This is a genomic window from Paracoccus sp. SCN 68-21 (assembly GCF_001724535.1).
GTDB classification, from domain to species: Bacteria; Pseudomonadota; Alphaproteobacteria; order Rhodobacterales; family Rhodobacteraceae; genus Paracoccus; species Paracoccus hibiscisoli.
In genome coordinates, this window is sequence record NZ_MEES01000080.1 from 1 (window position 1) to 11,025 (window position 11,025).

The following is an 11,025-nucleotide window of genomic DNA, read 5'->3' on the forward strand; positions in this document are numbered from 1 at the left end:
CAATCGTCGGTCAGGTCAGGCAGATCGCCAAATGCGCATCGCTATCAGCGGCGCGCGCCATCAGCCGAGAGCGCCAATGCCGCGGAGCGGCTTCGTCCTTGTCCCGCAAAGCAGACTGTGACCCGTCGATCTCGCTGCGCCAAGCACGAACGTCCGGTCTGGAGATGCTGCAAGGCAGCGCCCGACCAGGGTTGTCTGGCTGCAATGGGCCGAACCCTACGCGTCGACGAGCTGCCAGAACCCATACTTGCGGCCGTGCTTCTTCTTGAGTGCCTGGACGAACTGCTCGTGTGTGGGGACGTGGCCGTAGTCCTCAATGGCTGCATCGCACGCCTGGCATTCCGCAATGTGACGAGCGGCATGGCGGTATCGCTTGGACCTCCCGCCATCCAGAGTATCCTGAACCATGGCACGTCGCATCAGTGTTGCGGCCAATGGATAGCGGGCTTCGAGAGCGGCGGCCGCAGTCGTCAGGGTGTGATAGGAGTTTCCGTCCAACTCCTCCGCCCGCGCAATCACAACCCGTGCCAGACGTTCATGAGCGGGCCAGTCGACGAGGAAGCTGATCGCAGCATCGGTATCGGAAAAGGCTTCGGCAATGCCCAGAGCCTTCTCCTCTGCCTCGATATCTTCGAAGTCGGGGAGCAGCTTCAGGTATCTCCGAAGACTGCGTCCGCTCAGGTTCTGCTGAAACGCGTTCCACAGGTGCTCCTTCAGCTCATCCATCTTGCCCAGCTTTTCGAGGCATTCCTCGTAGACCTCCTCGAGGTCGTCGTGAAGCATCCTGAAGGACTGCGCGCTTTCGGCCGCTCTTGCGCAGTCAACGATGCCGAAGGCTTCCTCGACGCGGCCCGCATCCAGCAACCGGCGGGCGACGTCGGGGGCGATGGTCCCGTAGGTTAGCTGCTCCTCCGAGTAGCGGGCGATGTAGGCGTCGACATCGCCCTGTGCGTCGGCGATATCGGCCAGAATGATCGACCGGGTAGCCTCCTTGTTGCGCTGAACAATCTGTTCCGACGAGGTTGAGAACCGGTAGCCCGCGTATCTGGCCAGTTCCTGTGCGGTCGGCGGCTGCGCGGCCCAAGCCTCGGTGATTTGCTTCAAGTAATCGAGGCCCTCTGTTCCAAAGGTCTCTGCGGTTGCCGGAATGATGCCATCGAATTCGCCATAGCCCGCCTCGGCAACGGCCTCGAGTATTCGCTCGGCCAAGATCTCCCGATCCGGCGAAATCCGGGGTGCGACCTTGGCGATCAGGTCCATGGCATCAGCCATCACGCTCCCGATCGCGCCGTTGCTGTCATCGGTGCGTTCGTGGATCGAAGGAGCGAGTTTCAGCAGCGACCACAGAAGCTCGAAGGCTTCACCGGCATCATCTGGAGCAACCTTGTGTTCGACTGCGCTCAGCAGACCTTCGAGATCCTTGACCAGCGCTTTTTGCTGGCGCCAGTCCAGGTAACCGGTCGAGCGCCGCAGCGACGCGAACCGCTTGCGGATGTCGGCGGCGACGTCTTTGGACCCTTGCGCGGCACTGAGCTCTATCCTGGCCCGCCGCTGAAGAGCCGCGCTGCCTTGAACCAGCTCCATCACCAGTTCGGCAAGTTTTTCAGCCCCCAGATGCTCTAGATTTGCTTTGTTCAGAGTCTTCTTGGACATGCTGCTGACGTCAAGTGCTGCTTCTGTGAATCATAGCCACTCTACAGGGCATGCTCCTCAAGGCAACTTCGCCTCGGGATAATTATTGGCAGACAAACGAACGTTGGGAGCCAGACGCGCTTTTGCGCGCGCATGAAGCGCCCCGGTTCCCTTTAGCAGCACACGATTGGCCGGCGGCACGGATCGGGCTAAGTCATCATGGTTCCTTTCGCGGTCGGCCAGCGTCGCAGGTTGCAGGGGGAGCGATGCTGGCTTTCTTGCGCAAACACTAGACAACCCGACATGAGGAGGAAACAGATGGCGAACTTAGTCATTGCCACGCGCATCATGGAGGCCGCCAGCGGTAGCAGCGTGCGAGTCATGCGGTTCGCTTGCGAGAGAATGATCACCTGAAATTCTTCGCCTTCACCCTGACGGTATCGATATGCAGATCCGGGATGTAGATGTCGCGCGGTGTCGGCGGGCCGGCGTTGCCCGGCAGGCTCCCGGCCGGCGCCCTGAACTCGTCTCCTCGGCCGTGGGTGAGGGGGAAGGCGTCGCCGCGCTGGCCGATGCTGGCGAGGTCAGTTGAGAGGTCGGTGATGCGGTGGACGACGAGGTGGACGACCTCGCCCTCACGCTGCACCTGGCCCGCGACGGCGATCATTCCGGCGCCGAGAATGGTTCGGCGGTTGGCCTCGAAGATCTTGGGCCAGACGACCAGGTTGGCGATGCCCGTCTCGTCCTCCAGCGTGATGAACATCACCCCCTTGGCGGAGCCGGGGCGCTGGCGGACCAGCACGATGCCCGCCACCTCGCAGCGGCGACGGTTGCGGGAGGCCATCGCCTCCCCGCAGGGGATCATCCGGCGTCGGGTCAGATCCTCGCGCAGGAAGGCCACCGGGTGGCGGCGCAGCGACAGGCCGGTATGGCCGTAATCCTCGACCACCTCGCGCCCGGCGGCCATCGGGCGCAGCGCGACGGTAGGCTCGGCGAACTCCGGTGGCGCTGCACGCGCATCCGCAGCGGCGAAGAGGGGCAGGTCCTCGTCGGCCAGCCCCTTCAGGTGCCACAGCGCCTCGCGGCGCCCGAGGCGCAGGGCAGGGCGGAAGCCGTCCGCCTCGGCGATCCGGGTCAGGGCCGCGATCGGGGTGCGCACGCGCCGCCAGAGATCCTCGACCGAGGCGAAGGGCTGGTCGGCGCGGCCCAGCACGATCGCTGCCGCATGGACGTTGGCAAGGCCCTTGACCATCCGCAGCCCGAGCCGGACCGCGAAGCGCCGGCCGTCACCGAGCGGCTCCAGGGTGCAGTCCCAATGCGAGGCGTTGATGCAGACTGGGCGGACCTCGACCCCGTGGTCGCGCGCGTCGCGCACGATCTGGGCGGGGGCGTAGAAGCCCATCGGCTGGCTGTTCAGGAGCGCCGCGCAGAACACGTCCGGATGCCAGCACTTGAGCCAGGCCGAGGCATAGGAGATCAGCGCGAAGCTCGCGGCATGGCTTTCGGGAAAGCCGTAGCTGCCGAAGCCCTCCAACTGGCGGAAGGTGCGCTCGGCAAAGTCGCGGTCGTAACCGCGCGCGGCCATCCCCTCGATCAGCTTGTCGCGGAACCGGGACACGCCGCCGGTGAACTTGAACGTGGCCATGGATTTGCGGAGCAGGTCGGCCTCGCCCGGTGTGAAGCCCGCGCATTCGATGGCGACGCGCATGGCCTGCTCTTGGAACAGCGGCACGCCGAGGGTCTTGCCCAGCACCTTCTCCAGTTCCGGGGTGGGGAAGTTCACGGCCTCCTGTCCCGCGCGGCGGCGCAGGTAGGGATGGACCATGTCACCCTGGATCGGGCCGGGGCGGACGATCGCCACCTGCACGACCAGGTCGTAGAAGGTGCGTGGCCTGAGGCGCGGCAGCATCGACATCTGCGCGCGGCTCTCGATCTGGAAGGTGCCGAGCGTGTCGGCCTTGCGGATCATCGCATAGGTGCGCGGATCCTCGGCCGGGATGTTCGCCAGATCGTGGCGGATATCCTTGTGCTCGACCAGCAGTTGCAGCCCCTTGGCCATGCAGGTCAGCATGCCCAAGGCCAGCACGTCCACCTTCATGAAGCGCAGCGCCTCGATGTCGTCCTTGTCCCACTCGATGATCTGGCGATCCTCCATCGCCGCGGGCTCGATGGGCACCAGATCGTCCAGCCGGTCATGGGTCAGCACGAAGCCGCCCGGATGCTGGCTGAGGTGCCGGGGCGTGCCGCGCAGTAGGGCGGCCAGCTCCAGCGTCAGGCGCAGGCGGCGATCATCCGGGTTGAGGTTCAGCGCGCGCAGCTCGTCGTCGGCGATCCCCTCCTCGGACCAGGCCCAGATCTGGCTGGACAGCGCCCGGATCAGATCCTCGGGCAGGCCCAGGGCCTTGCCCACGTCGCGCAGCGCACCCTTGGTGCGATAGCGGATCACCACCGCGGTCAGCGCGGCGCGGTCGCGGCCATAGGTGCGGTAGATCCACTGGATCACCTCCTCGCGCCGCTCATGCTCGAAGTCCACGTCGATGTCGGGGGGCTCACGGCGCTCCTCGCTGACGAAGCGCTCGAAGAGGAGGTCGTTGCGCCCCGGATCGATGGAGGTGATCCCCAGCACGAAGCACACGGCCGAGTTCGCGGCCGACCCCCGGCCCTGGCAGAGGATGCCGCGCGAGCGGGCGAAGCGGACGATGCTGTTCACGGTCAAAAAGTAGGGGGCATAGTCCAGCCGGTCGATCAGGCGCAGCTCATGCTGCAGGCTGGCCGTGACCTCGGCCGGGACGCCTTCGGGATAGCGTTCGGCGGCGCCCTCCCAGGACAGCCGCTCCAGCGTGGCTTGGGCGGTCACGGTGGGATCGTCGCGTTCCTCGGGATACTGGTATTCCAGCTCGTCCAAGGAGAAGCGGCAGGCCTCCGCGATCCGGGCCGTGCGGGCCAACGCTTCGGGGTAGCGGGTGAACAGCCGGTGCATCTCGGCGGGCGTCTTCAGATAGCGGTCGGCGTGACGCTCGCGGCGAAAGCCCAGGGCGTCGACAGTGGTGTTGTGGCGGATGGCGGTCACCACGTCCTGCAGGATGCGGCGGTCAGGCTCGTGGAACAGCACGTCGTTGGTGACCACGGTCGCCACGCGCAGGCGGGCGGCGAGGTTCGACAGCTCGTGCAGCCGCAGCTGATCGTTGGGGCGCCGGCGCAGGGTCAGGGCCAGATGCGCGCGGTCACCGAAGGCCTCGCGCATCCGGCGCAACTGCAGGGCGCAGAGATCATCCGCCTGGTCGGGGATCAGCACGCCGATCAGGCCCTCGCAGGCGGCGGCCACGTCCGACCATTCCAGGTGGCACTTGCCCTTGCCGGCGCGCGCCTTGCCGACCGACAGCAATCGGCAGAGGCGGGAATAGGCCGGCCGGTCGGTCGGATAGACGAGCAGCGACATGCCGCAGGTCAGGTCCAGCTGGCAGCCGACGATCAGCCGGACGCCGGTCTCCTTGGCGGCCACATGGGCGCGCACGATCCCGGCCAGGGAGTTGCGGTCGGTGACGGCCAGGGCCTCCATCCCCATCAGGGCGGCGGTGGCGAACAGCTCCTCGGCCGAGGAGGCGCCGCGCAGGAAGGAGAACTGCGAGGTGACCTGCAGCTCGGCATAGGCGGGCCCCGTCATCCGAACATTCCATGCAGGAACCAGCGATGCGAACCGGTGGCGCGGTCCTCTCCGTCGCCCTGGCGGAAGATCCAGTAGCGGGCTCCGGCCTCGTCCTCGATGCGGAAGTAGTCGCGCACGGCTTGGGCCTCGGCGTCGCGCTTCCACCATTCGCCGAAGATGCGTTCCGGCCCGTCGGCGCATTGCACATGGCGGCGCACGCCGCGCCAGAGGATCCAGCGCGGCGGATGGTCCGGAAGCAGCGCCATGGTCTCGATCGGCTCGGGACGGGGCAGCAGCCGCGAGGGGCGCGGCCAGTGGTCTGGCCAGGTGTCCATGCCGGAGGTTGCCGTGTCCGCCAGCGGCGGGATGCGGATGATGGCGCGTTCCGGCACCTCGCTGGCCACCGCGGCGAAGCGGAAGACCGACCGGGCGCCAAGCCTGTTCGACAGCGTGTCGATCAGGCCGGAGAGATCGGGTGCCGCCTCCTGCAGAAGCGAGGTGGCCGCCTGCCGCGGCACCAGTGGCTCCGCGATCGTGGCGGTCAGGGTCATGATCTCGATGCCGAGACCCGGATCGAGGGTGACGATCCGGTCGCAGAGGAGCCGGGTCAGACGGGCGGGGTCGCGCTGCGGCACGGCCAGGCCCACGCGCAGCACCTCGGTGCGGTTGTCGATCCGCGAACAGAGCAGGTCCAGCCGCCGCGCCCCCAGCCCCTTCGCAGTCAGCTCGGTGCAGAGCTGCCCCACCAGCTTGCCGATATAGCGGGCGATGGTCTCGGGCGCGGCGATGGGTTCGGCGAAGGCGCGACGGATCTCGATCAGCCCCTCCGGGCGCAGGGGTGCGATCGGCTCGGAGGCCAGCCCCCGCGCCTGGTCCAGACGCCGGCAGAGGGCCTCGCCAAAGCGACGCGTCAGGGGCGCGCGCGGCTGGTCCATCAGATCGCCGATGGTCTCGAAGCCGAGGTCCCGCAGCCCGGCCGCGGTGGCGACGGGCAGGCGCAGCGCCTCCAGCGGCAGGGGCGCCAGCGCGGCGTCCGACGCACCAGGGGGCACGATGGTGACGCCGTCCGTCCCATATCGCGCCAGCGCATGGGCTGCGCCCCAGCTGTCGGCCAGGGCTAGCCGCGCGGTGATGCCGGAAAGCGCCAGTTTGCCCGCCAGCGCCTCCAGCATCGCGGCTTCTCCGCCATGCAGGTGATCGGCGCCGGTGGAGTCTATGACGATCCCGTCTGGCGGATCGGCCGAGATGATGGGTGCGACCCGCTGCAGCAGCCAAAGCGCCAGCCGCTCCAGCGCCGCGGCATCCGCTGCGGCTTCGTCCGCCTCGATGCGCAGATCCGGCACCAGCGCCTGCGCCCGGCTGACCGTCATGCCCGTCCGCAGGCCCAGATCGCGTGCGGCGGGGCAGGCAGCGGTGATCACCCGCCGGTTGCCCACGCGACCCACGATGATCAGCGGCCCCTCAGCCGATGGCGATGAGACGCCCGCCTGCCGTTGCCGCCGATCGATCGGCCACATCGGCAGGAAGACGGAGATGACCCGCGCCATCGCATGCCTCCAGTTCGAGATCGAAGGAATCCCCGGCCCGCGCCCGGATCAGCTCGACGAGCCAACGCGCTCGGCCCACGCCCGGAACGGGCAGGGGGGCGGAGGGCAGTTCCGACACCCGCCATCGGGTCATCGCCGCGGTAGGCTGCCCGAAATCGCTGGCATCCGCCTGCCGCCGCCAACGCCGCAGTGCCAGGCCGATGGTGCCCGACCCCTTGGCCGCCAGGTGCAGCCGGCGCGAGGCGGTCATCGACAGCCGCGCCACGTCGCCGACCACGGCGGCCAACCCGCCATGGCGCAGGCCTTCCTCCATCGCTGCCAGGACCGAGATGTCGTCGCCGGCCTCGACATGGATCACCCGCTCGGGCGGCAGGCCCACCTGCGCCAGGCCCGGCGCGAAGAGATCGGCCTGGGTCACGCACCACAGCACCTGGCCCTTCATGCGCGCGGCGATGCCCGCCACGAAGCAGGCGGCCGCCGCGCCGTCCACGGCCCCCTGGCCGCCGCCGGCAACCTCGTGCAGCGCGCCGAGCGATAACCCGCCCTGTGGCAGGCGCCGATCCAGCTCCCGCACCCCGAAGGGCAGCACGCCGTGCTGGCGCGCTCCCGTGCCGTCGATCTCGCCGATCCGGGCGCGCAATTCGGCCAAGGCGGTGCGGACGGCAGGCATGGGACAGGGCTCCTTTGCAGTTGGCGATGAACAGGTCTGATTAGTTCCTGTTTTGTTCCTGCCGTGCCGTTCTGTCAACCGGCGCGGCGTGCGTTCCATCGGGCGCCTGGGCGACGACGCCACAAGCAGTTGGAAAGGCTGGATACAAAGCGGGGGATAAGTCACCGGGAGCCGGGGAGATTGATCCATCCTGGTCCCCGCCAGGGTCATCGCGTCGGCGTTCACGTCATTGACGCAGGAAGAAAGCAGGCTCAAAACGGGAGGCAGACCAGCGCGAGGGCAGGGCGATTTGCAATCTGTATAACGTGACGACCTCGCAGGAGGCACTGACCCGTCTGATCGATGGGCTCACCGACCGCGCCGGAAATCTGGCCTCCGGCAGCGTCTATCCCGATCAGCTGGCACCGATCATTCGGAATGGAAATGAAGGGCCGGAGCTGGTCAAGGCGCGATGGGGCATGCCATCGCCGCCGTCGGTCCTGAAGACCGCGCGCGATCCGGGCGTCACCAATGTGCGCAACCTCGGCTCGCCGCATTGGCGGCGCTGGCTGGGGCAGGGGCATCGCTGCCTGGTGCCGGTCACCAGCTTCTCGGAGCCGCGCGGCAAGGGGCAGGGGGTGCAGTGGTTCGCACCGGCTGACGCAGACACCACGATGTTCTTCGCCGGGATCGAGACCCGCGGCTGGACCTCGCTCCGCAAGGTCAAGGATGGCGAGACGACCGACGATCTCTACGCCTTCCTGACCTGTCCGCCGAACGCCGAGGTCGCACCGATCCATCCCAAGGCGATGCCGGTGATCCTCACCTGCCCCGAGGAATGGCGCGCCTGGCTGGACGGCATCCAGGCCGAGGAATTGCAACGGCCGCTGCCGGATGGCGCGCTGAGACTGGTCGACGCGGCAATCTGAACGGGCGGGCGGTCGGGCGGATACCGTGAACGGTCTAACCCCGCGGCGCTCTCCACCCGGCGGTCCGCGCTTCTTCCTCGCTGCAGAACCAGCGCTCGCCATTGGCTTCGCTGATCCGTGTCGCTGCGTAGCTGCGGCCGCCGGGACTGTGATAGATGCGTGCGCCGGATTGCGAGATGTTACCCTTTATCAGGCATCCCAAAACCTTGGAAGGTCGAACCCCGGCCGTCTCCCGATACTCCCAAGGCGGCTGATTTGATGCCGCCCAGATCCCGATCGCCTGTTGCCGCGCAGAGGCTTCCACCGTGTTATAAGAATCGGAGTAACGAAGATAAGCCCAGGCTAGACCCTCCGCCACCATCGTTCCGCCAAGGTCGACCCCCGCCGCCTTACACAGGGCTACGACTCGGTCGTAACGGTCGCGACCGACTTCGGTGCAGGTGACCAACTTGTCTCGGACGAACATGGCAAGGCGATTGGTGGCGACTGTTCCGCACGGCCATTCAGATCCGTGAGCGTCATGACAGGTCTGCTCACGCTCGGGTGCGTCGATCCCGTGGAGACGGATGGTCTTCCCGTTTAGCCGCAAGCCGTCGCCATCCACGACTTCAACTGGTCCTGTCTGTATTGCGCCGGAAAGGTCGAGGCCGTGGGCGGGCGAAATACTCACCAACCAAAGCGCCGCGAGGCAGGGTAATGGTGACAGTAAGGTAGTGAGGATTTGCAAGTAGGCCATGCCAAGACTTCTAGAGCGAAGCCGTGGCTGCGTGGTGCGCTCATTCGTTCAAATGCTGCTGAACGAGTTCCGCCATCCAAGTTTTGTCGTCCTCAAATAGCCTATGTCGGTCGATGTGCGGGGCGAAAAGGGTAGTGTCTAAGAAGTGGTGGGAATTTCCGCCGTGCTGGCGGTGTAACTGCGGTAGCCATTGGTCGTCGGTTCTCGGTCGAGTTGTAAGCTTCAACCACGGACCGAGGAAACCCCGATGAACCGGACCGACATGCCCCTGAGCGGATCTGGACGCTTTTAGCGCAAGCCAGACCGTCCAGCCATTTTGCCATGATTATGCGAAGACGTCGGTCACAGTAAAAGTTAATCCATTCCGCTGGAACATCAGCGTCGGTTGCCGCTTTCACTGCGGTCTCCGGAGGAGGAGACGGGGATTCATGGGAGATGAAGATGAAAAACTCAATCACCTGGCTGACCGGATGTGCGGTCTGCGCCTTTGCCGGTATGGCAAGTGCGGACTGTGCTGAGGATTTGGCCCGTCTGACTAGCGAGACGGGGATGGGTGCCGAAACCGCCGCGTCGACCGCGCCCGAGGCTGGCGCGGCTGAAGGCATTGCAAAGGACGGATCCCTGGCACCCTTGGAAACGCCCGATACCGGCGCGGGCGCAGTGACGGACGCGACCGCGGACGCACCTGACGCCGCGTCCTCGGACGCGTCGCAAGACACAGCCGATGGCGGGATCGCCAAGGATGGATCGCTTGCGCCTCTGGAAGGGACGGAGGCTGAGGCGGGGACCGAGGTCGCCATGTCCGGTCAGGATGTCCAGGCACAGCAGGATGGTGAACCCACCGCTGCGGAGGCTGCCGAGGCTGCCGCCCCCGATACCGACGCGACCGAACCGACCGCCGACCACGACGGTTTGATCGAGGAAGCCCGGACGGCTCTCGCGGCGGGTGATGAGGACGCCTGCCGCGCGGCGGTCGAGCAGATAGACGCGATGTGACCAGAGCCCGCGCCCCTGTCTCGGGCGCGGGCCCTTTGTCTGGTCAGCGTCGACGGACAGGCCCGTCCAACCGCCATGTTGATTTTGTCCGACCGACCAACCTCAGCGCGGCAAGCGGTCTTTCACCGAGCCACGGCTACGGCTTGGGCTGCCGGGTCGGCTGAGAGATGGTGACAGACGCCATTGGCACCGGTTCAGCTCTCCCGCATCTGCCATGGGCTACCGGCAGGAAGGAATCGGCGGGGGGGCCCTGCCATACCCGACAGGACTGCGACTTTGAGTTAACATGTTGAGATCCTCCTGCATCCCTTTACAGATACGACATGACAATCACGCACCAAGATGACCTGGACGGCCTGAGAACGATTGGCCGGATCGTGGCGAACACCATGCAGTCGATGGCGGCGGCCATGGAGCCCGGCATGACCACGCTGGAGCTGGACCGCATCGGCCACGACCTGCTGGAGCGCGAGGGCGCCATATCGGCCCCTAAGGCCACCTACGATTTCCCCGGCACGACCTGCATCAGTGTCAACGAAGAGATCGCCCATGGCGTCCCCGGCGCGCGCGTGCTTTCCGCGGGCGATCTGGTCAATATCGACGTGTCTGCGTCCCTGAACGGCTATTTCGCCGATACCGGGGCCAGTTTCTGCCTAGGCCCCGCTCCGCCGTTGCTTGACTGGCTGTGCCGCGACGGCAGGCGCGCGATGCAGATCGGCATCGCGCAGGTCGGGCATGACAAGCCGCTGGCCGGGATCGGCAACGCCATCGGCGCCTTTGCGTCGAAACGGGGCTATACGCTGATCCGGAACCTGGCCAGCCACGGGGTCGGCAAGGCCCTGCATGAGGCCCCCGAGGAGGTCCCGACCTGGCCCACCCGGGGCGACCGG

8 protein-coding genes are annotated in these 11,025 nt (G+C 66.7%); 3 read left to right on the forward strand and 5 right to left on the reverse strand.

The genetic code is table 11. The features are described from left to right. Positions 1-216: 216 nt before the first annotated feature. From ABS73_RS16400 to ABS73_RS16415, 4 genes are all read right to left on the reverse strand, one after another. On the reverse strand, positions 217-1,653 hold the full coding sequence (locus ABS73_RS16400; protein ID WP_277023681.1) for a DUF6880 family protein: 1,437 nt from the start codon (positions 1,651-1,653) through the stop codon (positions 217-219). A 385-nt stretch (positions 1,654-2,038) separates the two neighbouring features. Continuing rightward, positions 2,039-5,296 (reverse strand): error-prone DNA polymerase, encoded by a 3,258-nt coding sequence (locus ABS73_RS16405; RefSeq protein ID WP_277023682.1) that lies wholly within the window; start codon positions 5,294-5,296, stop codon positions 2,039-2,041. Next, positions 5,293-6,825 (reverse strand): Y-family DNA polymerase, encoded by a 1,533-nt coding sequence (locus ABS73_RS16410; protein WP_286693563.1) that lies wholly within the window; start codon positions 6,823-6,825, stop codon positions 5,293-5,295. Before ABS73_RS16410 ends, ABS73_RS16405 begins: the two co-directional genes overlap by 4 nt. Further along, positions 6,740-7,495, reverse strand: coding sequence for an ImuA family protein (locus tag ABS73_RS16415; protein WP_277023685.1), 756 nt, complete (start codon positions 7,493-7,495; stop codon positions 6,740-6,742). The genes ABS73_RS16410 and ABS73_RS16415 overlap by 86 nt, the downstream gene beginning before the upstream one ends. A 287-nt stretch (positions 7,496-7,782) precedes the next feature. Between ABS73_RS16415 and ABS73_RS16420 the strand changes: the two genes are divergently transcribed. After that, positions 7,783-8,403, forward strand: a complete 621-nt coding sequence (locus ABS73_RS16420; protein ID WP_277023690.1) for an SOS response-associated peptidase — start codon at positions 7,783-7,785, stop codon at positions 8,401-8,403. A gap of 34 nt (positions 8,404-8,437) precedes the next feature. Here ABS73_RS16420 and ABS73_RS16425 read toward each other — a convergent pair whose 3' ends face one another. Continuing rightward, complete coding sequence (locus ABS73_RS16425) at positions 8,438-9,139, reverse strand: thermonuclease family protein (protein ID WP_277023686.1); 702 nt, start codon at positions 9,137-9,139, stop codon at positions 8,438-8,440. A gap of 435 nt (positions 9,140-9,574) precedes the next feature. On the opposite strand from ABS73_RS16425, the gene ABS73_RS16430 reads away from it, so the two are divergent. After that, on the forward strand, positions 9,575-10,135 hold the full coding sequence (locus ABS73_RS16430; protein ID WP_277023687.1) for a hypothetical protein: 561 nt from the start codon (positions 9,575-9,577) through the stop codon (positions 10,133-10,135). Between the two features lie 323 nt (positions 10,136-10,458). Continuing rightward, positions 10,459-11,025, forward strand: a 567-nt coding sequence (gene map / locus ABS73_RS16435; protein ID WP_286693564.1) for a type I methionyl aminopeptidase, incomplete at its 3' end; no start/stop codon positions are given.

Coding starts and splice junctions, on each gene's coding strand:
- ABS73_RS16400 (WP_277023681.1), bottom strand. CDS start 1,653: ATGTCCAAGAAGACTCTGAACAAAGCAAATCTAGAGCATCTGGGGGCT.
- ABS73_RS16405 (WP_277023682.1), bottom strand. CDS start 5,296: ATGACGGGGCCCGCCTATGCCGAGCTGCAGGTCACCTCGCAGTTCTCC.
- ABS73_RS16410 (WP_286693563.1), bottom strand. CDS start 6,825: ATGGCGCGGGTCATCTCCGTCTTCCTGCCGATGTGGCCGATCGATCGG.
- ABS73_RS16415 (WP_277023685.1), bottom strand. CDS start 7,495: ATGCCTGCCGTCCGCACCGCCTTGGCCGAATTGCGCGCCCGGATCGGC.
- ABS73_RS16425 (WP_277023686.1), bottom strand. CDS start 9,139: ATGGCCTACTTGCAAATCCTCACTACCTTACTGTCACCATTACCCTGC.
- ABS73_RS16430 (WP_277023687.1), top strand. CDS start 9,575: ATGAAGATGAAAAACTCAATCACCTGGCTGACCGGATGTGCGGTCTGC.